24 protein-coding genes are annotated in these 26,845 nt (G+C 69.4%); 16 read left to right on the top strand and 8 right to left on the bottom strand.

All coding sequences use genetic code 11. The features are described from left to right. Positions 1 to 73: 73 nt before the first annotated feature. Both KHC28_RS09250 and KHC28_RS09245 read left to right on the top strand, forming a co-directional pair. Complete coding sequence (locus tag KHC28_RS09250) at positions 74 to 502, top strand: DUF1801 domain-containing protein (RefSeq protein WP_214008029.1); 429 nt, start codon at positions 74 to 76, stop codon at positions 500 to 502. A 79-nt stretch (positions 503 to 581) separates the two neighbouring features. Further along, entirely contained in the window at positions 582 to 1,397 is an 816-nt protein-coding gene (locus KHC28_RS09245; protein ID WP_312893145.1) for a gamma-glutamyl-gamma-aminobutyrate hydrolase family protein, read from the top strand. A gap of 6 nt (positions 1,398 to 1,403) precedes the next feature. Here KHC28_RS09245 and KHC28_RS09240 read toward each other — a convergent pair whose 3' ends face one another. Continuing rightward, positions 1,404 to 2,078, bottom strand: coding sequence for a GntR family transcriptional regulator (locus KHC28_RS09240; RefSeq protein WP_214008028.1), 675 nt, complete (start codon positions 2,076 to 2,078; stop codon positions 1,404 to 1,406). A gap of 180 nt (positions 2,079 to 2,258) precedes the next feature. On the opposite strand from KHC28_RS09240, the gene KHC28_RS09235 reads away from it, so the two are divergent. Further along, a complete protein-coding gene (locus KHC28_RS09235; protein WP_214008027.1) occupies positions 2,259 to 2,480 on the top strand; it encodes a Trm112 family protein in 222 nt (73 codons plus the stop codon). A gap of 18 nt (positions 2,481 to 2,498) precedes the next feature. Here the strand turns inward: KHC28_RS09235 and KHC28_RS09230 are convergent, their stop codons facing one another. Beyond that, a complete protein-coding gene (locus KHC28_RS09230) occupies positions 2,499 to 3,749 on the bottom strand; it encodes a ubiquinone biosynthesis hydroxylase (protein WP_214008026.1) in 1,251 nt (416 codons plus the stop codon). 84 nt (positions 3,750 to 3,833) lie between these two features. On the opposite strand from KHC28_RS09230, the gene KHC28_RS09225 reads away from it, so the two are divergent. The 11 genes from KHC28_RS09225 (at position 3,834) to KHC28_RS09175 (ending at position 17,730) form a co-directional block, all read left to right on the top strand. Continuing rightward, the gene (locus KHC28_RS09225) at positions 3,834 to 4,727 is read left to right on the top strand and encodes an acyl-CoA thioesterase (RefSeq protein WP_214008025.1); all 894 of its coding nucleotides are present in this window, start codon (positions 3,834 to 3,836) and stop codon (positions 4,725 to 4,727) included. Positions 4,728 to 5,030: 303 nt separating this feature from the next. Next, positions 5,031 to 5,369 carry a P-II family nitrogen regulator gene (locus tag KHC28_RS09220; RefSeq protein WP_214008024.1) on the top strand — a complete coding sequence of 113 codons (339 nt, stop codon included), beginning with the start codon at positions 5,031 to 5,033 and terminating at the stop codon, positions 5,367 to 5,369. A gap of 52 nt (positions 5,370 to 5,421) precedes the next feature. Further along, positions 5,422 to 6,774, top strand: coding sequence for an ammonium transporter (locus tag KHC28_RS09215; protein WP_214008023.1), 1,353 nt, complete (start codon positions 5,422 to 5,424; stop codon positions 6,772 to 6,774). 435 nt (positions 6,775 to 7,209) lie between these two features. Then, a complete protein-coding gene (locus KHC28_RS09210; protein WP_312893144.1) occupies positions 7,210 to 8,469 on the top strand; it encodes an aminotransferase class I/II-fold pyridoxal phosphate-dependent enzyme in 1,260 nt (419 codons plus the stop codon). Positions 8,470 to 8,664: 195 nt separating this feature from the next. Beyond that, entirely contained in the window at positions 8,665 to 11,139 is a 2,475-nt protein-coding gene (locus KHC28_RS09205) for an FtsK/SpoIIIE family DNA translocase (protein ID WP_246564624.1), read from the top strand. A 128-nt stretch (positions 11,140 to 11,267) separates the two neighbouring features. Continuing rightward, complete coding sequence (locus KHC28_RS09200; RefSeq protein ID WP_214008021.1) at positions 11,268 to 11,948, top strand: LolA family protein; 681 nt, start codon at positions 11,268 to 11,270, stop codon at positions 11,946 to 11,948. Positions 11,949 to 11,979: 31 nt separating this feature from the next. Further along, complete coding sequence (locus tag KHC28_RS09195) at positions 11,980 to 12,234, top strand: hypothetical protein (RefSeq protein ID WP_214008020.1); 255 nt, start codon at positions 11,980 to 11,982, stop codon at positions 12,232 to 12,234. A 63-nt stretch (positions 12,235 to 12,297) separates the two neighbouring features. Next, entirely contained in the window at positions 12,298 to 13,116 is an 819-nt protein-coding gene (locus KHC28_RS09190; RefSeq protein ID WP_214008019.1) for an exodeoxyribonuclease III, read from the top strand. Positions 13,117 to 13,224: 108 nt separating this feature from the next. After that, positions 13,225 to 13,440: an LPS translocon maturation chaperone LptM gene (lptM, locus tag KHC28_RS09185; protein ID WP_230360160.1), complete on the top strand. Its 216-nt coding sequence runs from the start codon at positions 13,225 to 13,227 to the stop codon at positions 13,438 to 13,440. Between the two features lie 81 nt (positions 13,441 to 13,521). After that, positions 13,522 to 14,790, top strand: coding sequence for a diaminopimelate decarboxylase (gene lysA / locus KHC28_RS09180; RefSeq protein ID WP_214008018.1), 1,269 nt, complete (start codon positions 13,522 to 13,524; stop codon positions 14,788 to 14,790). Positions 14,791 to 14,991: 201 nt separating this feature from the next. Continuing rightward, on the top strand, positions 14,992 to 17,730 hold the full coding sequence (locus tag KHC28_RS09175; RefSeq protein WP_214008017.1) for a TIGR02302 family protein: 2,739 nt from the start codon (positions 14,992 to 14,994) through the stop codon (positions 17,728 to 17,730). A 467-nt stretch (positions 17,731 to 18,197) separates the two neighbouring features. On the opposite strand, the gene KHC28_RS09170 is transcribed toward KHC28_RS09175, so the two are convergent. The 5 genes from KHC28_RS09170 to KHC28_RS09150 all read right to left on the bottom strand — a co-directional run bounded on the left by KHC28_RS09170 (position 18,198) and on the right by KHC28_RS09150 (position 23,854). Next, positions 18,198 to 19,235, bottom strand: a complete 1,038-nt coding sequence (locus KHC28_RS09170; RefSeq protein ID WP_214008016.1) for a trans-3-hydroxy-L-proline dehydratase — start codon at positions 19,233 to 19,235, stop codon at positions 18,198 to 18,200. A 67-nt stretch (positions 19,236 to 19,302) separates the two neighbouring features. Further along, entirely contained in the window at positions 19,303 to 20,403 is a 1,101-nt protein-coding gene (locus KHC28_RS09165) for a cis-3-hydroxy-L-proline dehydratase (RefSeq protein WP_214008015.1), read from the bottom strand. Positions 20,404 to 20,429: 26 nt separating this feature from the next. Further along, entirely contained in the window at positions 20,430 to 21,431 is a 1,002-nt protein-coding gene (locus KHC28_RS09160; protein ID WP_214008014.1) for a 4-hydroxyproline epimerase, read from the bottom strand. A gap of 18 nt (positions 21,432 to 21,449) precedes the next feature. Then, positions 21,450 to 22,688 carry an NAD(P)/FAD-dependent oxidoreductase gene (locus tag KHC28_RS09155; RefSeq protein WP_214008013.1) on the bottom strand — a complete coding sequence of 413 codons (1,239 nt, stop codon included), beginning with the start codon at positions 22,686 to 22,688 and terminating at the stop codon, positions 21,450 to 21,452. Between the two features lie 269 nt (positions 22,689 to 22,957). Beyond that, the gene (locus KHC28_RS09150) at positions 22,958 to 23,854 is read right to left on the bottom strand and encodes a dihydrodipicolinate synthase family protein (RefSeq protein WP_214008012.1); all 897 of its coding nucleotides are present in this window, start codon (positions 23,852 to 23,854) and stop codon (positions 22,958 to 22,960) included. 373 nt (positions 23,855 to 24,227) lie between these two features. Here KHC28_RS09150 and KHC28_RS09145 point away from each other — a divergent pair, with 373 nt between their 5' ends. Further along, positions 24,228 to 24,911: a GntR family transcriptional regulator gene (locus KHC28_RS09145; RefSeq protein ID WP_214008011.1), complete on the top strand. Its 684-nt coding sequence runs from the start codon at positions 24,228 to 24,230 to the stop codon at positions 24,909 to 24,911. Further along, a complete protein-coding gene (locus KHC28_RS09140; protein ID WP_214008010.1) occupies positions 24,908 to 25,933 on the top strand; it encodes an aldose epimerase family protein in 1,026 nt (341 codons plus the stop codon). Before KHC28_RS09145 ends, KHC28_RS09140 begins: the two co-directional genes overlap by 4 nt. Here the strand turns inward: KHC28_RS09140 and KHC28_RS09135 are convergent. Further along, entirely contained in the window at positions 25,930 to 26,823 is an 894-nt protein-coding gene (locus KHC28_RS09135) for a LysR family transcriptional regulator (protein WP_214008009.1), read from the bottom strand. The two genes, KHC28_RS09140 and KHC28_RS09135, sit on opposite strands and share 4 nt — an antisense overlap. Positions 26,824 to 26,845 lie beyond the last annotated feature (22 nt).

Raw genomic sequence — 26,845 nt, 5'->3', positions numbered from 1 at the left:
CTCGCCGGTTCTAGGCGTCGCCGACCGAATTGCCTAGTCTGTCGATGCGACGCAGCGGAAGGAGCGGCACGACATGACGGATCGAAAGTCGTCGAAGCCCGTCGCCCTGCTTTCGGGCGGCAACCCGCAGATCGCCAAGGGCGACGGCGACGCGCCGGTTCAGGCCTATATCGCCGCCATGCCGGGCTGGACGCAGGCTCTCGGCCGGCGGCTCGACGCGCTGATCGTCGAGGCGGTGCCGGGGGTGCGCAAGGCCGTGCGGTGGAACTCGCCCTTCTACGGCGTCGAGGGGCGCGGCTGGTTCCTGTCGTTCCACGTCTTCACCCGCTACGTGAAGGTCAGCTTCTTCGACGGCCTGTCGCTCACGCCGGTGCCACGGGGCGGCACGCCGCGCAGCGGACAGGTGCGCTGGATCGACATCCGTGAGGATGACCCGCGCGACGAGGTGCAGCTGGCGGACTGGATCCGGCAGGCCGTCGCCCTGCCCGGCTGGACACCCTGAAGCGCCGCCGGCGCCGGCTCTCGATCGAAAGAGCCGTTGACAGGATGGGGGCGGCGATCCCACATCTGGGCAACCAACCGTGAAAGTGATCACAATGCGTCCTGTCATCGGCGTCATCTGCGACGTGAAGGCTTCCGGCGGGCACGTCGTGCATGGCGTGACCGAGAAATACATCTATGCGGTGGCGAACGGCGCCCAGGCGCTGCCGGTGCTGCTGCCGGGCACCGTCTCGGCGGTCGATGCGTCGATGAAGCCGGAACGGCTGGTGCTCGACGAGATCTTCGAACTGGTCGACGGCATCTTCCTGCCGGGCAGCCCCTCCAATGTGGCGCCGCATCTCTATGGCGACGCACCCTACAATCCGCCGCTGCCCTCCGACCCGCACCGCGACGACCTGTCGATCCCGCTGATCCGCGGCGCCATCGAGCGCGGCGTGCCGCTGTTCGGCGTGTGCCGCGGCTTCCAGGAGATGAACGTCGCGCTGGGCGGTTCGCTGTTCCAGAAGGTCTATGAGCAGCCCGGCCATTTCGACCATCGCGAGGATTCCAGCCTCGACATCGCCGGCCAGTACGCCCCGGTGCACGATGTGGTGCTGGAGCCGGGCGGGCTGCTCGAAGGCCTCGCCGGCGCGTCGCGCTGGCGGGTGAACTCGCTGCACGGCCAGGGCGTCAATCGGCTGGGGCCGGGCCTGACGGTGGAAGCGCGCGCCGAGGACGAGCTCGTCGAGGCGTTCCGGGTGACCGACGCGCCCGGCTTCACGCTGGCCATCCAGTGGCACCCGGAATGGCGCTTCTGGGACGACAAGCTGTCGAGCGCGGTGTTCGCCGCCTTCGGCGCCGCCGCGCGCCAGCGGGCCGAGCGGCGCGGCGGCCGGACGCTGAAGGCGGCGGAGTAACCCGCGTCAGCCGAGCTGGGCGCGCAGATGGCCGATACCGTCACGGATATCGGCCTCGATCGCCCTGCGCAGCGCCTCTTCGTCGCCGGCAGCCAGCGCCGCCAGCGCCTCCCGGTGGCGATCGACCCGGTAATGCTCCTCGAGATCGGTCAGCGCGAGACGCATGAACGGGCCGATCTGCAGCCACACCGATTCGATCAGCGGCATCAGCACCGAATCGGGGCGGGTGCTGTAGAGCGCGGTGTGGAAGGCGAGATTGCTCTCGATCATCGCCTCGATGTCGCCCAGCCGCCACGCCGCATCCGACACGCTGTCGAGCGCGGCGAGGCGCTCGCAGAACGCCGCGTCGGCGCCGGGCAAGGCGCGGGCGGCCGCCTCGCTCTCCAATAGCGTGCGGGCGGCGAAGAGTTCGTCGAAGCGCTCCGCCGTCATCTCCGGCACCCGGACGCGGCGATTGTCGAGCAGCACCAGTGCCCGCTCGGCGACGAGACGCCGCAGCGCCTCGCGCACCGGCATGGCCGAGACCCCCAGCGCCTCGGCGAGGCCGCGTATGGTCACCGCCTGGCCGGGCGGGAAGCGACCGCTCATCACGGATCGCCGCAACCGGCGGAACACCCATTGCTGCACGGTCTCCCCGGGCAGGCGCGGCTCATCGGCGAGGGCGAGGGAGGCGGTATCCATCGGCGCGGGAAGGGTCCTGAGGCTGGAAAGGCGGATCGTGGGCGGACCGGCCCGGCGGCGCACGGGGCGGTCACATTCTTCTGGCATGCTGACGCGCGATTGTCAGGATCGCCCCCTATAACGGCGCGCCGCGTCGGCTATAAGCGGGCGCTGGCTTCCACACTGTCACGGAATCGACACATGACCGAGACCGCCGCCCACCGCACCGGATATGAGCTCGACGCCAAGCTGCTGGAGATCCTGGTCTGTCCGGTGACCAAGGGGCCGCTCGACTATGACCGGCAGGCGCATGAACTGGTCTCGCGCGCGGCGCGCCTCGCCTACCCGATCCGCGACGGCATCCCGATCATGCTCGCCGACGAGGCGCGCCAGCTGACCGAGGAAGAAGCCGCCCGGCGCTGAGGCCTGCGCACCGGCGCGTCACAGCGCCTCGCCGCGCAGCAGCCGCGGCGGCTGACCGCCAAGCCCGGCGGCACCGCGGATGAGATGCCCCTTCAGCCCCGGCAGGCGGTCGACCACGCCCATGCCGATGTCGCGCATCAGCCGCAGCACGTCCGAGCGCTGGCCGAACAGCCGGTTGAGCCCGTCCGTCGCCACCCCCATCGACACGGTGTCGAAGCGCCGCCAGCGCTGGTAGCGCTCCAGCAGGTCCGGCCCGCCAATGTCGAGCCCGAGCCGGGCGGCATCGGTGACTGCCTCCGCCAGCGCCGCGACGTCGCGCAGGCCGAGATTGATGCCCTGCCCGGCGATCGGATGGACGGTGTGGGCGGCATCGCCGACCAGAGCGAGCCGGTCGGCGACGAAGCGCCGCGCGATCTGGAAGCCGAGCGGGAACGCCTTCGGAGTGTCGAGGATCTCCAGCGCGCCGAGTTCGAGGCCGAATCGCTGCTCCAGCTCGTCGAGCAGCAGCACGCGCGGCAAGGCGAGCAGCCGCTCGGCAGCGCCGCTCTCCTCGGTCCAGACGATGGAGGAGCGGTTGCCGGTGAGCGGCAGCCGGGCGAATGGGCCGGCGGGCAGGAAATGCTCCACCGCCTTGCCCTCATGCGGCCGCTCATGGCCGACCGTCATCACGATGGCGGACTGCCGATACGACCAGCCGATGGTGGTGATGCCGGCAAGGCTGCGCAGCCGCGACTGGCCGCCATCGCAGGCGGCAAGCAGCGCGGCGGTGGCGGCGCTGCCGTCCTTCAGCGTCACCGAGACGCCGGAGGCCTGCGCGGAATAGGCCACGACCGGGGCCGGCAGCCGCACGATCCCGGCGGCGCGGGCCACCTCGGCCAGCACGTCCTGCAGTGCCGCGTTCGGCACCATATGGGCGAAGGGCTCGCCCGGCTCCACCTCGCCGTCGAAATGCAGGAATACCGGCCGGGCGGCATCGCCGAGTCGGCTGTCGGTGATCTCCATCGCCAGCATGGGCTGCGCCTCGGCGGCGACGCGCTCCCACACGCCGACCGTCTCCAGCAGGCGGCGGGCGCCGGCGGCGAAGGCGGAGGCGCGCAGATCGGTACTGCGCGGCGAAGGCGCGGCGAAGGCCGGGTCGGCCACCGCCAGCCGCGCCCCGTCCCCAAGCCCGTGCCGGAGGGCGAGCGCCAGCGACAGGCCGGCGAGACCGCCGCCGGCGATGACGACGTCGAAGCCCGTGCTTCCGGCGCCTTCGGCTTGCTGCGGCATGACGACCCTTCCTTCGTGGCACTGTACCGGCGGCATCTTATGCCTTAGCTACCGATCAAAGAACACCGTGCGGGGACTGCGGACATGACGCCGATCGCCGAGCTCGTCCAGCTGCTCGATCTCGAGGCCCTGGAGGTCAACCTGTTCCGCGGCCACAACCCGCCGGAATCCTGGCCGTTCCGCACACGAGTGTTCGGCGGGCAGGTGCTGGCACAGGCGCTGGTGGCGGCGCAGCGCACGGTGGAAACGGCGGCCGCCCACTCCATGCACGCCTATTTCATCATCGCCGGCGACCCGCAGATTCCCATCGTCTACCAGGTCGAGCGGGTGCGCGACGGCCGCAGCTTCGCCACCCGCCGGGTGGTGGCGGTACAGCACGGACGGCCGATCTTCATCATGTCGGTGTCCTTCCACATCGCCGAGGACGGCCTCGACCACCAGATGGCGATGCCCGAGGGCGTGCCGACGCCGGAGGAGGTACCCTCCGCGCGCGACCTGCCGAAGGAACTGCTCGATTCGCTCGCTCCCTCGGTGCGCAATTACTGGACCCGGCCGCGCCCGGTGGAACTGCGGCCGGTGAACCTGATGCAGCGTCTGCGCGCCGGCAACGTCGCGCCGCCGGCCGAGCCGCAGCAGAAGGTGTGGTTCCGCGCCGACGGCGCGCTGCCCGACGACCCCGCCTTGCACCGGGCGGTGCTCGCCTATGCCTCCGACATGACGCTGCTGGAGACCACCACGGTGGTGCACGGCACCAGCGTGCTCGGCGACCGCATCCAGGCCGCCAGCCTAGACCATGCGCTGTGGCTGCACCGCCCGCTGAAGGCCGACGACTGGCTGCTCTACGTGCAGGACAGCCCCAGCGCCCATGGCGCGCGCGGGCTGGCACGCGGGCTGATCTACGACCGCACCGGCCGCCTCGTCGCCTCTGTGGCGCAGGAGGGACTGATTCGGCCGGTTTCGCCTACGGCGGCAGCATAAGATCATTTTTTAGGCAATTTTTGCCCAGAATTCGACGCCGTCCGAACTGCCCCTGCACGGCAGATCAAGAATTGAGCAGCACAACCGCGCGGCGCGATCGGCGTTTGGCGCGCGGACGCCGGCCCAATACGCCCGAAAGCGGCCTCCGACCCCGCGCAACCCCGCACCGTTGCACGGTTGGCACGCGACTTGATTCCTGTTTGTCGGCTTGTCCTTGGGGTTGGGAAACCCGCCTGGCCGAGTCCGACATGAAACGCCCGGGATTCGCCTGTTGCGATCCGGGGCCAAGCGGGGACAGGAACCATGAAGATCGTCATGGCTATCATCAAGCCTTTCAAGCTTGAGGAGGTCCGGGATGCGCTCACCGGTATCGGAGTGCATGGACTGACCGTTACGGAGGTCAAGGGATACGGCCGGCAGAAGGGCCATACCGAGATTTATCGCGGCGCCGAATATGCGGTGAGCTTCCTGCCGAAGCTCAAGATCGAGGTGGCGGTGTCGTCCGACCAGGTCGCCAAGGTGATCGACGCCATCTCCACCTCGGCCAAGACCGGCCAGATCGGCGACGGCAAGATCTTCGTCTACGCGATCGACCAGGCCGTGCGCATCCGCACCGGCGAGACCGACGCCGACGCCCTCTAAAGCCCGCGCCATTGATCCCGACATCGTACGTTTCCGACGGAGCACTCAACCCATGACGATCAAGACTTGGATGCGCGCGGGCCTTCCCGCGCTGGCGACGACGGCGCTGTTCGCCGTTGCCGCCCTGGCGCAGGAGGCCGCGGCCCCGGCGACCGACGCGGTGGCCGACGCCGTGACCGTGGACAAGGGCGACATCACCTGGATGATGGTGTCCTCCATCCTCGTGCTGTTCATGACCGTGCCCGGCCTCGCCCTGTTCTATGGCGGCCTGGTGCGCGCCAAGAACATGCTGTCCGTGCTCATGCAGGTCACGGTGATTGCTGCCGTGATGATGCTGCTGTGGGTGTTCTACGGCTACTCGCTGGCCTTCACCTCGGGCAACGCCTTCATCGGCGGCTTCTCCAAGGCCTTCCTCTCCGGCGTGACCACCGAGAGCCTCGCCGACACCTTCTCCAAGGGCGTGAAGATTCCTGAATACGTCTTCATGGCGTTCCAGATGACCTTCTCGGCCATCACCCCCGCGCTGATCATCGGCGCCTTCGCCGAGCGCATGAAGTTCTCGGCCATCGTGCTGTTCTGCATCCTCTGGGTGACGCTGGTCTACTACCCGATCGCCCACATGGTGTGGTTCTCCGAGGGCTACCTGTTCGGCCTCGGCGCGCTCGACTTCGCCGGCGGCACCGTGGTGCACATCAATGCCGGTATCGCCGGCCTGGTCGGCTGCCTGCTCATCGGCAAGCGCACCGGCTTCGGTAAGGAGCTGATGCCTCCCCACTCGCTGCCCTTCGCCATGGTCGGCGCCAGCGTCCTGTGGGTCGGCTGGTTCGGCTTCAACGCCGGTTCCAACCTCGAAGCCAATGCCGGCACCACCCTGGCGCTGGTGAACACCTTCGTCGCCACCGCCGGCGCCATCGTCGGCTGGACGATCATCGAGTGGCTGGCCAAGGGCAAGCCCTCCATGCTCGGCGCCATCTCCGGCATGGTCGCCGGCCTGGTCGCCATCACGCCCGCCGCCGGCCTCTCGGGTCCGATCGGCGCCATCGTGCTCGGCTTCGTCGCGTCCATCATCTGCTTCTTCTTCTGCACCACGGTGAAGAACGCGCTCGGCTATGACGACAGCCTCGACGTGTTCGGCGTCCACGGCGTCGGCGGCATCGTCGGCGCCATCGGCACCGGCATCGTCGTCGCCCCGGCGCTCGGCGGCCCCGGCATCGCCGACTACGCGATGGGCCACCAGGTGTGGGTGCAGGTCCAGGCGGTTGCCGTCACCCTGGTGTGGGGCGGCGTGGTCTCGGCGATCCTCTACAAGGTCGTCGACGTCATCGTCGGCCTGCGTCCGTCGGTGGAGAAGGAGCGCGAGGGTCTCGACATCGTCGAGCACGGCGAGCGCGCCTATCACAGCTGACCGGCACACCGGTCCCGGCGCGGGTATCGCCCGCGCCGTTCTCTCCTGCCCCCGCGCAGGCGTGCAGCCCCGGCTTCGGCCGGGGTTTTGCGTTTGCGGGGGGACGTTTTCCGGACCCGTATGGGGATGGCCCGGCGGCGAACCGCTGCCAGCCGGCGGTGAGCGCCGGGCTCCCCCGGATGTCACGTTGCGCCCTCGCCGCGCGACGGGCCTCGCGCCGGCCGGCCCGGAAGATTTGCGAACGGACGTCCGGAAGTCGCGGGCACTGGGCGTCGCGCCCCGCCTCACATTCGCTCGCCGAAGCCCGAGGAAGGGCTTCGCGGGGTCATCGGCCTTGTTCGCCGGTCGTTGCCCTGCTGTGGTCATGGTTAAGGGCGCCTTTACCGCTCGGCGCTATTTTGAATCGCTAACCATGATGGACGAGCCGTGATCCCCGTGCCCGCAACGTCGTCGAACGATCCCGCCAGCCTCCCGCCGCCGGATGCCCTCCGGCCGGATTCGGGACCGGCGGCGCGTTCGCCCTTCATCCGCCTCGGCGAGCTGCTCGCCGACATCGAGCCCGGCAAGCCGGCGCTCAGCCTCGCGGTCGGCGAACCGCGCCACGCCATTCCGCCCTTCGTCGGCGAGGTGCTGGCCGCCCATCTCGACGGTTTCGGCCGCTATCCCGCCGGCAAGGGCCTGCCGGAATTCCGCGCGGCCGCCGCTGAATGGTGCGGGCGCCGCTACGCCCTGCCGCGCCCGCTCGACCCCGAGCGCGAGGTGCTGGTGCTGAACGGCTCGCGCGAGGGGCTGTTCCTCGCCGCCATCCTCGCCCGCCGGCTGGTCTCGCCGGCCAAGGCGAAGGCCATCGCCGAGGCCGGCGGACCGGCCATCCTGCTGCCCAATCCATTCTACGCCGCCTATGGCGCCGGTGCCGAAGCCGCCGGCTGCGAGAGCGTGTCGCTGCCGCTCCCGGCCTCCGGCGGCTGGCTGCCGGATCTCGACGCGCTGGATCCGCGCCTGCTCGCCCGCACCGTCGCGCTGTATTTCGCCTCGCCGGCCAACCCGCAGGGCACCATCGCGCCGCGCGCCTATCTGGAGCGGCTGGTGGCGCTCGCCCGCGCCCACGAGATCCTCGTCTTCGCCGACGAATGCTATTCGGAAATCTGGCTCGGCGACGCGCCGCCGACCGGCATATTGGAAGTCGGCGGCCCGGACTATGCCGGGGTGGTGACGTTCAACTCGCTGTCGAAGCGCTCCAGCCTGCCGGGCCTGCGCTGCGGCTTCTGCGCCGGCGACGCCGGCTTCATGGCGGCTTTCGCCGACCTGCGCAACGTCGCCGCGCCGCAGGTGCCCGAGCCGTTGCAGCATGTCGGCATCGCCGCCCTCGCCGACGAGGCGCATGTCGAGGCCAGCCGCGCGCTCTACCGCGCCAAGTTCGACATCGCCGACCAGGTGTTCGCCGGCCGCTTCGGCTATGAGCGGCCGGATGGCGGCTTCTTCCTGTGGCTCGACGTCTCCGGCGTCGGCGGCGGCGAGGAGGCGGCACGCATTCTGTGGCGGCGCGAAGGGCTGCGCACGGTTCCCGGCGGCTATCTGTGCCGCTCGGAGAGCGACGGGCGCAATCCGGGCGCAGACTATCTGCGCCTCGCGCTGGTGCAGGACCTTGCCACCACGCGGGCGGCGCTGCCGCGCGTGGTGGCCGGGCTGAGCTGAGCCGAACCTTTGGGTGGCAAGCGGAATCGAGGCGGGAAGATGGGCGGGCAGACACAGTCGACGAGCCGGACGCCGCGGACGCGACAGGCGCAGCCCCGCGCGCCCGAACCCGTGCTGCCGCGCCAGGCTCAGAGGTCGAAGGCCGGCGCCTCGGTGCGCGGGCGCGGCGCCCGCCGCCGGCTGCTGCCGGAGGAAATGCGCAACGCCCTGCACCGGCGCGTCGCCGAAATGGTCGGCCTGCTGCTCGTCGGCCTGTGCGGCCTGACGCTGGTGGCGCTGGCGACCTGGTCCGCCAACGACCCCAGCCTGTCGCGCTCCAGCGCCGCCACGCCGCACAATTTGCTCGGCATGCCCGGCGCGGTGGTCGCCGACCTGCTGATGCAGCTATTCGGCATCGCCTGCCTCGCGGTGGTGCTGGCGGTGGGCGTCTGGGGCTGGCGGCTCCTGACCCATCGCCCGCCCTACCGGCTGCGGGCGCGCATCCTCGCCCTCGCCGCCGGCACCGCTTTGGCGGCAGGCTTCGCCGCCTGCCTGCCGCGCTTCGGCACCTGGCCACTGCCCAGCGGATTGGGCGGCGTGCTCGGCGAAGCGATGCTGATCCTGCCCTCGCTGATCCGCTCCGGCTGGCTGACCTCCTTCGACTACACCATCGCCGGCGCCCTCTGCCTGTTCGGCTCGGTGATGACCCTGCCGCTCGCCTTCGGCCTCGGCCTGAAGCGCCCGGAAGAGCCGGAGGAGGACGTTGCCGGCTTCGAGGACGACGAGCCGGCCCGCTTCGGCCTGCTGTCCCTCGGCGCGCTCGCCCATTGGTGGCTGTCGCTGAAGGCCTGGCTGCAGCCGGGCCGCGCCGCCTATCCACGCCGCCGCCGCGGCATGATGGCCCGCCTCGGCTCGCTGGTCGGCGTGGAGGACGAGGACGACCTGCTGCCGCGCGGCACGCGCCGCGAGCCGAATTTCCGTGGCCAGGACCGCGACGACGACGGGCGCGAATGGGAGGACGACGAGCGCGACGAGGCCGGCTTCCTCGACGCCCCGGACGACGACCTGCCGCCGCCGCACCCGGTGCCGGAGAAGACCCGCACCAGCCGCCGGCCGCCGCTGCGCTCGATCCGCGGCGGGCGCGCCGAGCGCGACGAGGAGCGGCTGCGCTACGCCCATCCCGGCCTCGACCTGCTGGCGCCGCCGCCGGCGCGCAACACGCCGGCGCTCGACGACGAGGCGCTGGAGCAGAACTCGCGCGACCTCGAAAGCGTGCTGGATGATTTCGGCGTGCGCGGCGCCATCGTCCATGCGCGTCCCGGCCCGGTGGTGACGCTCTACGAACTGGAGCCGGCGCCCGGCATCAAGTCGAGCCGCGTCATCGGCCTCGCCGACGACATCGCCCGCTCGATGAGTGCGGTCTCGGCGCGCGTGGCGGTGATCCCCGGCAAGAACGCCATCGGCATCGAGCTGCCCAACCCGAAGCGCGAGAAAGTGCTGCTGCGCGAGATCATCGCCGCAAAGGATTTCGGCGAGGCGGCGCACAAGCTGGCGCTGGCGCTCGGCAAGACCATCGGCGGCGAGCCGGTGGTGGTCGACCTCGCGCGCATGCCGCATCTGCTGGTCGCCGGCACCACCGGTTCGGGCAAGTCGGTCGCCATCAACACCATGATCATGAGCCTGCTCTACCGGCACCGCCCGGACCAGTGCCGGCTGATCCTCATCGACCCGAAGATGCTGGAACTCTCCGTCTATGACGGCATCCCGCATTTGCTCTCCCCCGTCGTCACCGACCCGAAGAAGGCGGTCGTCGCCCTCAAATGGGCGGTGCGCGAGATGGAGGAGCGCTACCGCAAGATGTCGAAGGTCGGCGTGCGCAACATCGACGGCTTCAACGCCCGCATCGCCGAGGCGATGGCCAAGGGCGAGCAGATCGTGCGCACCGTGCAGACCGGCTTCGACCGCGAGACCGGCGAGGCGATCTACGAGCGCGAGGAGATGGACCTCACGCCGCTGCCCTACATCGTCATCGTCGTCGACGAGATGGCCGACCTGATGATGGTCGCCGGCAAGGACATCGAAGGCGCCATCCAGCGCCTCGCCCAGATGGCCCGCGCCGCCGGCATCCATTTGATCATGGCCACCCAGCGCCCGTCGGTCGACGTCATCACCGGCACCATCAAGGCCAACTTCCCGACCCGCATCTCCTTCCAGGTCACCTCGAAGATCGACAGTCGCACCATCCTCGGCGAGATGGGCGCCGAGCAGCTGCTCGGGCAGGGCGACATGCTCTACATGGCCGGCGGCGGGCGCATCTCGCGCGTGCACGGCCCGTTCGTCTCCGACCAGGAGGTCGAGCGCGTCGTCGAGCACCTGAAGACGCAGGGCCAGCCCGACTATCTGGACGCCGTCACCGTCGACGAGGACGAGGGGTCGGCGGGCGAGGACGGCGCGGTGTTCGACAAGGGCGAGTTCGGCGGCGAGGGCGGCGGGCTCTACGAGCAGGCGGTGGCGGTGGTGATGCGCGACCGCAAGGCCTCGACCAGCTACATCCAGCGCCGGCTGCAGATCGGCTATAATCGAGCCGCTTCGCTGATGGAGCGGATGGAGGACGAGGGCCTCGTCTCCGCCGCCAACCATGCCGGCAAGCGCGAGATCCTGGTGGAACCGCGCGACGCCGAAGTGGGTTGATCGCGTCGGATGACGCAGCGCCCGCGGGCCGGGTGACACAGCCTTATCCTCGCCACAGCGAGCGCCTACCGCCTATAAGCACGACACGACGTCCCGCTTCGCGCCGCCCGCGCCGACGAGAGTGCCCAATGCGCCCGATCCTGCCCGTCTCCCTTTGCGTCGCCCTCGCCGTCCTCGCGGCTCCGGCGTTCGCGCAGCAGTCCAACGGCGTGCCGCTGCCGCCTTCGGTGCAGGCTGCCGTCGACGGCCAGCCGGCGGTGCAGGTGGCCGCCGCCTCCGGCCAGAAGGCGGCGCAGCAGACCATCCAGCGGATCAATACCTACTTCAACAGCTTCAAGAGCATGACCGGCAATTTCGTGCAGGTCGACCCGGACGGCACCCGCCGGCAGGGGCAGTTCTACATCCTCAAGCCCGGCCGGGTGCTCTTCGAATACGACCCGCCCAGCCGGGTCGAGCTGGTGGCCGACGGCCGCTCGGTGGCGGTGCGCGACAAGAAGCTGAAGACGCAGGACATCACCCCGCTGTCGGCGACGCCGCTGCGCTTCATCCTCGCCGAGAATTTCGACCTCGCCCGCAACGCCAACGTCACCGGCGTCTACCAGGACGACGTGTTCGCCACCGTGGTGCTGGAAGAGAAGCAGCCGATGATCGGCACCTACCGGCTGATGATCATGTTCGACGCCAAGACCATGCAGCTCAAGCAGTGGACGGTGACCGACCCGCAGGGCTTCGACACCACCGTGGCGGTGTCCAACCTCGACACCTCCGAGCGGCCGGACCCCATGCTGTTCGTCATCAACCGGAATTGACGGAAGACCCGCCGCCGCGAAAGATAGCGGCATGGCACACGACATCATCGACGAATGCGAGGTTTCCCTCGGCCGGGGCTGGCAACGGCTCGGCATAGAGGACGCCCTTCGCCTGCGCCCGGAGCGCATGCGCTGCCCCGAATGCCATGGGCGGGTACGCGCCCACAGGCAGGGCACCACCGGCCAGCGGGCGCATTTCGAGCATTTCGAGACCCATACGGGCTGCTCGCGAAAACCTTCGACCTTTTCAGGCCATCATTCTCTTCATCCCGCCGCGCTGGATTGATAGAAGACCGCTCATATCCTCGCGGCCGCGCTCCTTGCGGCCCTGATCGAGCAAGGTCCTCCCGTGCCGCTTTCCATCGCCACCTGGAACATCAATTCGGTGCGGCTGCGCATCGAGCTCGTCGCCCGCCTCGCCGCCGAACTCCAGCCGGACGTCATCTGCCTGCAGGAGACCAAGACCCCGGACGACCGCTTCCCGCTGAAGGAAGCGGCGAAGTTCGGCTATCCGCATGCGGCGATCCACGGCCAGAAGGGCTATCACGGCGTCGCCATCCTCTCGAAGCGGCCCTTCGAGAGCGTGAGCCGGCAGGGCTTCTGCGACATGGGCGACGCCCGCCACATCTCGGTGGTGCTCGGCAAGGAAGCCGGGCTCGACGCGCCGGTGACGGTGCACAATTTCTACATTCCCGCCGGCGGCGACATTCCCGACCCCGAGCTCAACCCGAAGTTCAAGCACAAGCTCGCCTTCCTCGACGAAGCCACCGCCTGGGAGACGCTGCACCCGACCGCGCCGGGCGCGCGCTCGGTGCTGGTCGGCGACCTCAACGTCGCGCCCCTGGAGACCGACGTGTGGAGCCACAAGCAGCTCCTCGACGTGGTCAGCCACACGCCGATCGAGGTGGAGCGGTTCGGACGGCTGCAGGCCGCCGGCGGCTGGGTCGACGTGATGCGCAACTTCGTGCCGCCGGCAGAGAAGCTCTACACATGGTGGAGCTACCGCGCTGCCGACTGGGAAGCCTCCAATCGCGGCCGGCGGCTCGACCATGTGTGGGCGAGCCCGGCGCTGGCGCCGACCGCGAAGGCCATGACCGTGCTGCGCGAGGCCCGCGGCTGGGACAGACCCTCCGACCACATCCCGGTCATGGTGACGTTCGACGCCTGAACCATCGCCGGCGAAGGGCGCACCCTGCAACGGCATACCCTTCGCCGGCCTCGCCTTTCGCCGATTCGCCGCTATAGTGCGCTCGCCCATTTCTTCCGAGGACGTTCCGTGCCCCGCCCGAACCGACTGCCTGCCGCGCTCCGCCTTCTTCCCGCTTTGCTCGCGCTCGGCGGCGCGCTCGCCATGGCCGGCTGCGGCGTGAAGGGCCCGCTGGAGCCGCCGCCCGGCACCGCGCTCGGCACGCCCGGCCCGGACGGCAAGATGCCGAAGGACACCGGGCCGGTGAAACCGAACAAGCCCTTCATCCTCGATGGGCTGCTCTGACCTCCGGACCTTTCTGACTTTCGGCCTTTTCGGACCTTCCGGCGCCGTCAGCCGTCGAGCCCGCCAACCCTCGAGCCCGCCATGCATCATTTCAGCTATCGCGACGGCGTCCTCCATGCCGAGGACGTCAGCCTCGCCGACATCGCCCGCGAGGTCGGCACCCCCGTCTATGTCTATTCCACCGCCACGCTGGAGCGGCACTACAAGGTGTTCGCGCAGGCTTTCGCCGACACCAGGGCGACGGTGTGCTACGCGCTGAAGGCCAATTCCAACCAGGCGGTGATCCGTACGCTGGCCCGGCTCGGCGCCGGCGCCGACATCGTCTCCGGCGGCGAGCTGAAGCGGGCGCTGGCGGCCGGCATCGACCCGCACAAGATCGTGTTCTCCGGCGTCGGCAAGACCCGCGAGGAAATGGCCGCCGCGCTCGACGCCGGCATCATGTGCTTCAATGTCGAGAGCGAGCCGGAGCTGCTGACCCTTTCCGAGGTCGCGGTGAGCCACGGGGTGGCCGCGCCGGTCTCCATCCGCGTCAACCCGGATGTCGACGCCAAGACCCACGCCAAGATCTCCACCGGCAAGTCGGAGAACAAGTTCGGCATCCCGGTGTCGCGCGCCCGCGAAGTCTACCGCCACGCCGCCTCGCTGCCGGGGATCCGGGTCACCGGCGTCGACATGCATATCGGCAGCCAGATCACCGACCTCGAGCCGTTCGACAATGCCGCCGCCGTGCTGGCCGAACTCGCCCGCGACCTGCTGGCGGAAGGCTTCCCGCTGACCCATCTCGACCTGGGCGGCGGGCTCGGCGTGCCCTATGTCGCCGGCGAGCCCGACCCGCCGCTGCCCTCGGCCTATGCGGCGCTCATCAAGCGGCACACCCACAATCTCGGCCTCGGCCTCGTCTTCGAGGTCGGGCGGCTGATCGTGGCCAATGCCGGCGTGCTGCTGGCGCGCGTGCTCTATGTGAAGGAAGGCGAGGGCAAGACCTTCGTCATCGTCGACGCGGCGATGAATGACCTCATCCGCCCGACGCTTTATGACGCGCATCACGAAATTTTGCCCGTGCGCGAAGCGGCGGCCGGCGAGGCCGGCATGCTCGCCGACGTGGTCGGGCCGGTGTGCGAATCCGGCGACTTCCTGGCGCTGGGACGGCGGCTGCCGGGGCTGAAGGCCGGCGACCTCATCGCGGTGATGACCGCCGGCGCCTATGGCGCGGTGCAGGCCAACACCTACAACACCCGCCCGCTGGTGCCCGAGGTTCTGGTGCGCGACGGCGACTATGCCGTGGTGCGGCCGCGCCTCGACCCGGAGGCGCTGATCGCGCTCGACAAGCTGCCCGGCTGGCTCGGCTGAGCCGGACGCCGTCCCGCCGGACCTGCCACATTCTCCGCCTGCGGAGCCTTCGGCGCTCACGCAGCGATGAACGTATGGGCATGCCCGTTTTTGCGGCGGGGGTAGCGCCCCCGCGCATAGCTGCTAAGGTGACGTTGGGGATTGGCCGAGACGACCGAGAGGCGTGGCTGACAGGGGCTGGTGTGTCGGAGGCTTGAGCGCGTGACGGCAGCACCGGAAGACCATACGCAATCCGCCAGCGAGACCCGCCGGGCGGCGATTGTCGAGCGTGCCGAGGCCCGGCTGGCGACGGCACTGCGCCGTGCCGGCGCGGCGCTGATGTGGGAACGCATCTGGCCGGCGCTCGCCACCGTGCTCGGCGTCCTCGGCATCTTCCTCATCGTCTCCTGGCTCGGCGTGTGGCTGATGGTGCCGAGCTATGCCCGCGTCATCGGACTCATCCTTTTCGCGCTGCTGTTCGCCGCGGCGCTGATCCCGGCGCTGCGCATCCGCCGCCCCTCCGAGGACGAGTCGCTGGCGCGACTCGATCGCACCAGCGGCATCGCCCACCGCCCGGTGACCGCGCTCGCCGACCATCTCGCCACTCGGCCGGACGATCCGGTGGCAGCGGCGCTATGGCGGGCGCATCTCAGCCGCGTTGCCGGCCAGCTCGGCAGCCTGCGGGCCGGCCTGCCCTCCCCCCGCCTCGCCGCCCGCGACCCGCGCGCCTTCCGCGCTTTGGTGCTGCTCGGCGTCATCGCCAGCTTCTTCATCGCCACCGGCGACCATATAAGGCGTGTCGGCGCCGCCTTCGACTGGACCGCGGCGATCGCGCCCAAGCCCTACCGCATCGACGCATGGGTCAACCCGCCGGCCTATACGATGCGCCCGCCGGTGATCCTGCCGGGCCTGCGTTCCGAGGAAAGCCGCGACACCGCCGCAGCCGCAGCCGAGCCGGAGATCCATGGCGCCGCCGCGATGAGCGTGCCGGCCGGCAGCGAGCTGGTGGTACGGGTGACCGGACTGTCCGGTTCGCCCCTGTCGGTGTCCGGCGGCATCGCCCCGCCCGCGCCGAAGGCGGACGAGCAGGAAGCCGCCGCGCCGGAAGGCGCCGCCAAGCCCGCGGAGGCCGCCGCGAAGCCGCCCCATCCGGAAGCCGGCGAGCAGCGCTTCGTCATCGCCGGCGACGGCACCGCGCGCATCGCCGGGCCGGACGGCCGCAGCCTGACCTGGCAGTTCACCGTGGTGCCGGACAGGCCGCCCACCATCGCCTTCGCCAAGGAGCCCGGCGCCTCCGGCCGCACCGGCCTGGTGCTCGCCTACAAGGTGGAGGACGACTATGGCGTCACCGGCGCCGAGGCGCGCTTCACCGCCGTGCCGCCGGCAGCACCGCTGTTCGCGCTGAAGAACGCGCCGGCGAAGCCCGCGCCGCACCCGCTGGTGGAGGCGCCGAACTTCCCGCTTCCATTGCCGGGCGGCCGGCCGAAATCCGGCACCAGCCAGACCACCAAGGACCTCACCGAGAGCCCCTGGGCCGGCACGCGTGTGACGCTGACCCTGGTCGCCAAGGACGATGCGGGCAATCTCGGCTCGACCGCGCCGAAGAGCTTCTCCCTCCCCGCCCGCGCCTTCAACAACCCGCTGGCCCGCGCACTGGTCGAGCAGCGGCGCATTCTCGCTTTCGATGCCAACCAGCGCCAGCAGGTCGCGGTGGCGCTGGAGACGCTGGCGATCGCGCCGGAGCGCTTCACCCCCGATCCGGCGCATTATCTCGGCCTGCGCACCGCCTTCTGGCGGCTAGAGGCCGCGCGCAACGACGACGAGCTGCGCGGCGTGGTCGACTATCTCTGGGAAGTCGCGGTCCGCATCGAAGACGGCGACATGTCCGACGTCGAGAAGAAGCTGCGCGACGCCCAGCAGGCCCTACAGGACGCGCTGGAAAATGGCGCCAGCGACCAGGAGATCCAGAAGCTGGCGCAGGAGCTGCGCAAGGCGATGGAGGACTTCATGAAGGCGCTCGCCCAGGAGGCGCAGCGCAATGGCGACATGGCGGAGGCACCGCCGGATCCCAATGTCCGCACGGTCCGCCCGCAGGACCTGCAGAAGATGCTCGACGACATCGAGAACATGGCCCGCAACGGCGCCCGCGATTCCGCGCGGCAGATGCTGAGCGAATTGCAGAACATGCTGAACGGCCTGCAGGCCGGCCGCCAGCAGCAGCGCCGCCCGGGCCAGAACCAGATGTCGCAGGCCATGGACCAGCTCGGCGACATGATCCGCCGCCAGCAGCGCCTGCGCGACCAGACCTTCCGCCAGGGCCAGCAGGGACAGGACGGCCAGCAGGGACAACAAGGTCAGCAGGGACAACAGGGCCAGCAGCAGGGTCAGGATTTCGGCCAGCTGCAGCAGAACCAGCAGCAATTGCGCGACCAGCTCAAGCAGCTGCGCGAGAAGATGCAGCAGGCGATGCGCAATCGCGGCCAGCAGGGTCAGCAGGGGCAACAGGGCGAAGGCCAGCAGGGGCAGCAGGGCCAGCAAGGGCAAGGCCAGCAGGGACAGGGCATGCCCGGCGATGGCGGCCTCGCCGAAGCCGAGCAGGCGATGCGCGAGGCCGAGCAGGCGCTCGGCAATGGCGACGGCACCGGCGCGGTGGACGCGCAGAACGAGGCGCTGCAATCGCTGCGTCGCGGCGCCCAGCAGATGGCCGAGGCGATGCAGGGCCAACCTGGACAGCAGGGCGGGCCGGGCTCGCCCTCCGGCCAGCAGGCCGAGCGCACCGACCCGCTCGGCCGGCCGCTGCGCTCGCGCGACTATGGCGACGACACCACGGTGAAGGTGCCGGACCAGATGGACGTGCAGCGCGCCCGCCGGGTGCTTGAGGAACTGCGCCGCCGCTTCGGCGACCCGCAGCGCCCGCAGCTGGAGCTGGATTATCTCGAGCGGCTGCTCAGGGATTTCTGAACAGCGGCCGGCCTGGCGCTCTTGCCGTCATCCCAGCCGGAGGCGGGCTCCGCATCCAATCGTCCGCGAGGGTGGAGGCTCCCTTTCCGCACCGGGGTGAGAACGGGGTGAGGGGTCTTGGTGCCTCCCACTGCCTCCTCCCGCCATCGACCCGCTATACGGGCCACTTCTCCTTGTTGGGGAGAAGATATGACAGAGCGAGACACGCGATCCCGACCGGAGCGCGGCTTCGGGTCGGGATCGCTCGCGGACTGCCATGCGATCCGGATCATCCTTCGAAGAGCCCGCCAACCCGCTGGTCCGGCGCCGCTTCATCCGTCTCCATTGAGGGAGGTCGGCTCGGAGGGTTGGGAGAGGGGCGGCCCGACTGTGGAAGCTCTCGGTTCCGGTACCCCCTCCCCGGCGAGGAGAAGAGGAGGGCGCCGTCCGGCCCCCCGCCAGCTTTCGCGTGTCCGTTGCTCCCGCCGTTACTCCGGCCGCCAGAGCGGCCAGGTATCGGTGAGGCGGTAGCCGGCCGGCCAGGGGTCCTCGGGGTCGAGCATCAGTTGTGCGGTGTGGGTGACGAAGGCGCGGCCCATGATCGAGGGGCGGATCGCCTTGCGCCCGGCGATCGTCGTCTCCTCCTCGATGCGGCAATCGAAGCGCGAGCCGATGATCGAGCGGCCGATGAACGGGTCGCCCACTTTCAGGACCCCCTTGGCGTGCAGCACCGCCAACCGCGCCGAGCAGCCGGTGCCGGTCGGCGAGCGGTCGATCTTGCCGGGGCGGATCGCCACCGCATTGGCGCCGGAGGCGACGCCGTCCTCCTGAGTGAGCGGCGCGGCGAACTGGCAGAACGAGATGTGATCCCAGTCGGCATTCTCCGGGTGGCGGAAGCCAAGCTGGGCATTCGCCGCCTTGACGATCCTCATGCCGGTCTCGGCAAGGTCCTTCGCCTCGTCCGGGCGGATGGCGAAGCCGAGCGCATGGGCGTCGACGATGACGAAGCTGTCGCCGCCATAGGCGGTGTCGACGGTAAGCGTGCCGAGCCCCTCGACCTCCAGCTTCGCATCGAGCCGGTCGGCGAAGGAGGGATGGTTGACCACCTTGATCCGCTCGGCCTTGCCGCCCCGGCAATAGGCGGTCGCCTCGATGAGGCCGCCCGGCGCCTCCAGCACCATGCGGGTCTCCGGCTCCGTCATCGGCACGATGCCGGTATCGACCAGCACGGTGGCGACGCAGATCGAGTTGGAGCCGGACATGGGCGGGGTGTCCTCCGGCTCCATGATGATGAAGCCGGCGACGGCGCGCGGGTCCTTGGGCGGCACCAGCAGGTTCACATGGCGGAACACGCCGCCGCGCGGCTCCTGCAGCACGAAGTTGCGCAGATTGTTGTCGGCGGCGATGAAGCGCGACTGCGCCCACAGCGTGTCGCCCGGCGGCGGGACGACGCCGCCGACGATGACGTCGCCGACCTCCCCTTCCGCATGGCAGCCGACGACATGGACGATCTTGGTGGAGCGCATGGGAGCCTCGATGGGAAAGCGGGCGATGTCGGCTCCCTCTCCCCGACGGGGCGAGGGAGCAACGGCGTCAGACGACCAGCACCGGTGCGCCGAGCGCGTCGAAGACCGGCGTGATGCCGAGGCCGGGCGTGTCCGGGGCGGTCATGAAGCCGTCGACGCGCCTGGGCGCGCCCTCGGCGATATCAATCGTGCCGTAGCTGTTGAAGTCGGTCGCCGAGAAGCAGAATTCCTCCGGCGTCGAACGGGCGAGATGAGCGATGGTCGCGGTGACGATGTCGCCGCCCCAGGTGTCCTCGATGGTCATCGGCGTGCCGGAGGCGACGCAGATGTCGCGCATCAACCGCGCCTTGCTGAGCCCGCCGACCTTGGAGATTTTCAGGTTGATGATGTCCATGGCGTCGTCGGCCAGCGCCTTCATCAGCGTGCCGACGCCGTCGATCACCTCGTCCAGCACGAAGGGCCGGACCGTGCGGGCGCGCACCGACAGGCACTCCTCATAGGTCGGGCAGGGCTGCTCGATATAGACGTCGAGATCGGCCACCGCGGCGGCGATGCGCGCCGCCTCGGCCCGCGTCCAGCCGGTATTCGCATCGGCGACCAGCACGTCGGTCGGCTCGAGAATGGCGCGGGTGACGCGGATGCGGTCGATATCCTGATCGGCATCGCCGCCGACCTTGAGCTGGAACTTGGTGTAGCCCTGCGCCTTGTAGCCGGCGATCTTCGCCGCCATCGCCTCCGGCGCCTCCTGCGAGATCGCGCGGTAGAGCGCGACCTTTTCCTGCGCCGCGCCGCCGAGCAGCTTGTAGACCGGCAGGCCGGTCGCCTTGCCGAGAATATCCCAGCAGGCGATGTCGATCGGCGCCTTCACGTAGGGGTGCCCGCGCAACACCGCATCCATGTGGCGGTTCAGCACGTTGAGATCGGTCGGGTCGAGGCCGATCAGCTTCGGCGCGATCTCCGCGAGGCCGGCACGCACACCGGCGGCATAGGCCGGCAGATAGGCCGAGCCGAGTGGGCAGCATTCGGCATAGCCGGTGATGCCGGCATCGGTCTCCACCGCCACCACGGTGGAATCGAACACCTCGACAAAATTGCCGTTCGACCAGCTGTAGCGGCCTTCCTTCAGCGGCAGATCGACCTGCCACGCCTTGATGCCGGTGATCTTCATGGACAGCTCCGCGACAGAAGAAGGGATCAGGTCACGATGAAACCGTGCGCGAACGGATCGCGGTCGTCGATGAAGATGGTGTTGTAGCCGGTCATCCGCGCCCAGCCGCCGATGGAAGGCACGATGCCGTCATAGTTGCCGACCTTCGCCGCCGCCTCGACCCGGCCCTTGAACAGCGAGCCGATGATGCTCTCATGCACGAAGGCGTCGCCGACCTCGAGCTTCCCCTTGCCGGCCAGTTGCGCCATGCGCGCCGAGGTACCGGTGCCGCAGGGCGAGCGGTCGATGGCCTTGTCGCCGTAGAATACCGCGTTGCGGGCATGGGCCTCAGGATCGCGCGCGGCGCCGGTCCACAAGATGTGCGACAGGCCGCGAATCTCCGGCTTTTCCGGATGGACGAACTCGTATTTCGCGTTGAGCGCCGCGCGCAAAGCCGGGCTCATGCGCACGAGGTCGCCGGCGGTGAAGTCGGCCATGTCGCGGTACGCGCCCTGCGGCTCGACGATGGCGTAGAAATTGCCGCCATAGGCGACATCGACGGTGATCTCGCCGAGGCCGGGGCACTCCGCCGTCAGCCCGGTCGAATGCAGGAAGCCGGGCACATTGGTGAGGCGGACCTCCTCGACATACTGCCCCTCCTGCCGGTACTCGGCGACGACGAGGCCGGCCGGGGTGTCGAGCTTCAGCACGCCGGGCGTCTTCGGGGTGACGAGGCCGTGCTCGATCGCCATGGTCACCGTGCCGATGGTGCCGTGCCCGCACATGGCGAGGCAACCGGAGGTCTCGATGAACAGGATGGCGACGTCGCAATCCGGCCGGGTCGGCGGGTAGAGGATCGAGCCGGACATCATGTCGTGGCCGCGCGGCTCGAACATCAGGCCCTTGCGGATCCAGTCATACTCGGCGAGGAAATGCGCCCGCTTCTCGATCATGCTGGCGCCCTGGAGGTTGGGACCGCCGCCGGCCACCAGGCGCACCGGGTTGCCGCAAGTGTGGCCGTCTATGCAGAAAAAGCTGTGTCGCGCCATGATGATGGGATCCGAGGACTAGAAGCGGTCCGCCCGCAGCGGGGCGATGTCGATGGAGGGCCGGCGCCCCATGAGGAGGTCGGCCACCAGCCGCCCGGTGCCCGCGCTCTGGGTGAGGCCGAGATGGCCGTGGCCGAAGGCATAGACGATGCGCTCGCTCGCCCGCGAGCGGCCGATCACCGGGAGCGAATCCGGGATGGACGGGCGGAACCCCATCCATTGCGCGCCACCGGCGGTCCGAAGGCCCGGCAGGAAGGCGGCGGCCTTTTTCAGCATCGCCTCGGAGCGCTTGAAATTGGGCGGCAGCTCCAGACCGCCGAGCTCGACCGCGCCGCCGACACGGATACCGGTCGACAGCGGCGTGACGACGAAGCCGTGGCCGCCGAAGGTCAACTGGCGGCGCAGATCGAAGGCGCCGGGCGGCAGTGTGGTATTGTAGCCGCGCTCGGTCTCCAGCGGGATGGCGTCGCCGAGCCCGGCGGCGAGCGGGCGCGACCAGGCGCCTCCTGCCACCACCGCCTGCGCGGCATCGAGGGCCGTGCCGTCGTGCAGCTTTACCCGCACGCCGCCTTCCGCCGGAGCCACGGAGGTCACTTCTCCGTGGGTGACGGTGCCGCCACGCGCCATCACCGCGTCGAACAAGGCGAGGGCGAAGTGATAGGGGTCGTCGACGGTCTTCCAGTGCGGGGTGAAGGTGCCGGCGACGAAGCGCGGCGACAGGCCGGGCTGCAATTCGGCAAGCCGGGCGCCGCGCACGTGTTCGAAGGCGATGCCAGCGCGGGCCCGCTGTTCCCAGCCCTCCCGCGCGCCCGCGAGCTCGGCCTCGCTCTCATAGAGCTGGAGATTGCCGTCCGCGCGGACACGATCCGACAGGCCGGCGTCGCGCACCATCGCCTCCATCGCCCCGGAGGCGACCCGCATCAATTCACCCTGCACCACGAGGCTGCGACGGTAGCGGTCCGGCCGGCTGGCACGCCAGAACCGCAGCAGCCACGGCGCGATGGAAGGCAGATAGGAAGGCGGGATGGCGAGCGGCCCGAGCGGATCCATCAGCCATCTCGGCGCCTTGCGCATGATGCCGGGCGAGGCGAGCGGCAGGATGTCGGTGAAGGCGAAGGCGCCGGCATTGCCGCGGCTGGCCCCCTCGGCCACGCCGCCGCGCTCGACGAGGCGCACCCGACGCCCCTCGCCTTGCAGGTGAAAGGCGACGGCGAGGCCGACAATCCCGGCCCCGACGATCACCACCTCGTCGCTCATGGTGCCTGTCTTCTCATGATCTCTCGCGCCAAAGGCCGGTCGGCCGCCGCGAGGAGATTTGCTCGCTTTCTTCCCTCTCCCCGTTGGGGAGAGGTGGCCCTTGAAGTGGGTCGGTGAGGGGTTACACGATTGCGGAACCGAAGAAGACCCCTCTCCTATCACCATCGGATGCATCCGATGGTGACCCTACACATGCCGAACTCGGCGACAGCCGAGTTCCGGCAGGGAGAGGGAGCTCTGGTGCTCGGCTCCAGCAACCGATCCCGGCCTCACGCCGCCTTCGCGAGCATCGGGCGGCGGGCGAGCGCCTCGGCGACCAGCCGCTCGACTTCGGCGCGGCGCGCGCCTTCCAGCGGCAGGCGCGGGGCACGCACGCGCTCGGTGGTGCCGGTGACCAGCGCCTCGACCAGCTTGAGGTTCTGCACGAGGTAGGAGGACACGTCGAGATCGAGCAGCGGGCGGAACCAGCGATAGATCGCCAGCGCCTCGTCATAGCGCTTGGCCTGCATCAGCCGGTAGATGGCGACCGTCTCCTCCGGGAAGGCGACCACGAGGCCGGCGACCCAGCCGACCGCGCCAGCGGCCAGCGCCTCGAAGGCCAGATTGTCGACGCCGGTGAACACGTCGAAGCGGTCGCCGAAGCGGTTGATGATCTCGGTGGTGCGGCGGATGTCGTCGGAGGATTCCTTGATCGCCACGAAATGCTTGTCGGCGGCGAGCTCGTCCATGATCTCGAGCGTGACATCCACCCGGTAGGCGATCCGGTTGGAGTAGATCATCACCGGCAGGTCGGCGGCAGCGGCGATGGTGCTCAGCGTCGCCACCGTTTCCTTGGCATTGGTGTGATAGACGAGGCTCGGCACGATCATCAGGCCCGAGGCCCCGGCCTTGGCCGCGCGCTCGGCGAGGCTGGCGCAGTCGCGGGTGGCGGCGTCGGCGATGGTCATCAGCACCGGCCGGCCGCCAGCGACGCTCTTCGCCACATGCAACACGTCGAGGCGCTCGTCATGCGAGAGCATCGGGCCTTCGCCGAGCGAGCCGTTGACGATCAGGCCGTCGACGCCCGAGGCGATCTGCCAGGCGAAGCAGCGCTCCATCTCCTTGATGTCGAGGGTGTCGTTCTCGGTGAACTTGGCGGTGACGGCGGGCAGAATGCCAGACCACATGGCGGTAAGCTCCTGTCGGATCAGATAAATTCAATGGCGGATCAGCGGAGGGCCGCGATGTTTGGCATGTTCGGACGGCCGAGCGCTGGATCCTTTCCAGGGCCGGCAGCCGGCGTCGCGGGTCTTCCCCTGGTGAAAGCACGGCCCGGTCGGAACCTCGCGGGCGGAGGCGGAGGCACGGGCGATGCGGATCATCGCCCTCCCTCAGCCAATAGCAAGAGCTTCGCTTTTTTGGATCCAATATGCAATATCCTTTTCACAGGCAGTGTGCGAGATTGTTGGGCAGTTCGCCGGACGCGGCGCGCCGACGCCCGATTGCAGGGCGGCCCCGCAGCAGGTAGAGCGGATTGGCGGACGGGGTGGGAGGCGGCAGGTGAAAGTGAAGGCAACCGACATCGCGCAGATGCCGTCGCCCGCGGACGTGATCTTCGATGCGCTGCGCGAGGCGATCGCCAAGGGCGACATCTCGGAAGGCCAGGTGCTGCGGCAGGATCACATCGCCCGCATGTTCAATGTCAGCCGGATACCGGTGCGCGAGGCACTCACCCGCCTCGAGGAGCAGGGCCTCGTCTCCACCCAGCGCTATCGCGGCGCGGTGGTGACCACGCTGTCGATTGCGGAAATCCGCGAGGTGTTCGAGTTCCGCGCGCTGCTGGAACCGGAAATCCTGCGCTATTCCATCGAGCGGATGTCGCCGGAAGCCCTTGAACATGCCAAGGAATTCGCCCGCGCCTTCGCCACCGAGCCGGATTCCTCGCGCTGGGGCGACCTCAACCGGCGCTTCCACTACAGCCTCTACGAGCCCGCCGACCGGCCCTATTACCTGCAGACCATCTCGACCGCCCTCGACCGCGTCGACCGCTATCTGCGTGCCCAGCTGGTGCTGACCGACGGCATGGCACGGGCGCGGCGCGAGCACCAGGGCATTCTCGACGCCTGCATCGCCGGCGATTCCGAATTGGCGGCGCAGCTCACCCGCGAGCATATTCTGGGCGCCGCCGATTCACTGGTCGCCTTCCTGACCCGAACCCGTGCGCAGGAGAACTCCCAGCCATGACCACCGCCGGACAATTGCCTAGCAATGTCAAGCATATCGGAAGCTTCGAGGGCGAGGAGCTCCATGAGGTCACCCTTGAGGCCGCCTCCGGCGCCCACGCCCGCGTGCTGAGCTGGGGGGCGACGCTGCGCGACCTGATGGTGCCGGGGCCGGACGGCGCGCTGCATCACGGGGCGCTCGGCTTCAGCGATCTCGACAGCTACATCGCCAACCCCTCCTATCTCGGCGCCACTTGCGGGCGCGTTGCCAACCGTATCGGCGGCGGACGCTTTTCGCTGGACGGCAGGGAGTACGCGCTGGCCCGCAACGAACGCGGCGTCACCCATCTGCATGGCGGCGCGCGCGGCTTCTCGCACCGGCCATGGAAGATCGCGGCGGTGGATGCGGACACCGTCACCTTCACCCGCATCGCGCCGGACGGCGAGGAGGGTTATCCGGGAAACCTCGATCTTTCATGCACTTATCGGCTTCTCTCGCCCGGCTCGCTGCGGGTGGAGATGGAGGCGCGCAGCGACGCGACGACGCCGGTGAATCTGGCGCACCACTCCTATTTCACCCTCGATCCCGGCCATTCCTCGCATGAGCTCACGGTGGAGATTCCGGCCCGGAGCTATACCGCGCTGGATGCGCTGAAGGTGCCGACCGGTGAGATCGCGCCGGTCGAAGGCACCGGCTACGACCTGCGCACCCCGCGCCGTCTCGGCGACAGCGGCATCACCTACGACATTAATTTCGTTCTGGATCAACCACTTGGCGAACTGCGCTTCGCCGCGCGCGTCGCCTGCCCGCGCAATGGGCGGACGCTGGAGGTGTGGACCACCGAGCCGGGGCTTCAGCTTTACGACGCCTCGATGCTGGCCGAGACCGACAAGGGTCTCGACGGCCTAACCCACGGCAAACACGCGGGAATTTGTCTCGAAGCACAGAATTGCCCCGACGCGGTGAACCATCCCGGCTTCCCCTCGCCCTGGCTCCGGCCCGGCGAGATCTATCGTCAGGTCACCGAATACCGTTTCGCCTAGGACCCGTCGGCGACGAAGCTGTGGCGGGCGGCGCGTACCGCATCGACGATGCAGCTTTCCACCTCGCGGATGCGGCGCAGCTCATGCACGTCGGCATGGGCGACCAGCCAGTAGGAACGGCGAAAGCTGTGTTCCGGCAACAGCTTGACGAGCTCAGGGTGCCGCTGCGCCGCGTAGTCGTGGAGGATGCCGACCCCGGCGCCGGCCCGCACCGCCTCCATCTGCCCGACCACACTGGCGCATTCGATGCGCCGCGCCTCGATGCCGCGGAAGGTCTCAAAATAGTCGAGCGCCGGCGAGTAAAGCAGGTCCTCGACATAGGTCACCAGCACGTGACCGGTGAGGCCGGTGAGATGGACGATGGGGCCAGTGCGGGCGAGATAGGCCGATGAGGCGTAGATGCCGAGGCTGTAATCGGTGAGCTTGCGGGCGACCAGCCGTCCCTCATGCGGTCTCTGGAGCGTTACCGCGATGTCGACCTCGCGCTTGGGCAGCGAGAAGCTCCTCGGCAGCGGAGCGAGCTGGATGGTGAGCCCCGGATAGCGCTCGGCGATCTCCCCCAGCCGGGGGGCGAGGAAATACACCCCGAACCCATCCGGCGCGCCGATGCGCACCGTGCCGGACAAAGCGAGGTTGGCATTGCCCAGCGCCGACTGTGCCTGAAGCAGCTCAGTCTCGATCCTTTCGGCGTGCTCGAGCAGCCGCTCGCCGGCGGGGGTCAGCGCGCTGCCGGTGGTGCGTCGCTCGATCAGCTTGGCGCCCAGCCCGGTCTCCAGCGCACCGATGCGCCGGCCGACCGTGGCGTGGTCGAGCCCCAGCTGGCGGGCGGCGGCCAGCATCTGGCCGGCCCGCGCCACCGCGAGGAAGACGCGCAGATGATCCCAATCCATGGTTCTTCGATCTGATATGGAA

This window comes from Ancylobacter sonchi, from assembly GCF_018390695.1.
Classification (GTDB): domain Bacteria; phylum Pseudomonadota; class Alphaproteobacteria; order Rhizobiales; family Xanthobacteraceae; genus Ancylobacter; species Ancylobacter sonchi.
The sequence above is the reverse complement of the archived record's forward strand: the minus strand, read 5'-3'. Positions and strand labels throughout refer to the sequence as shown.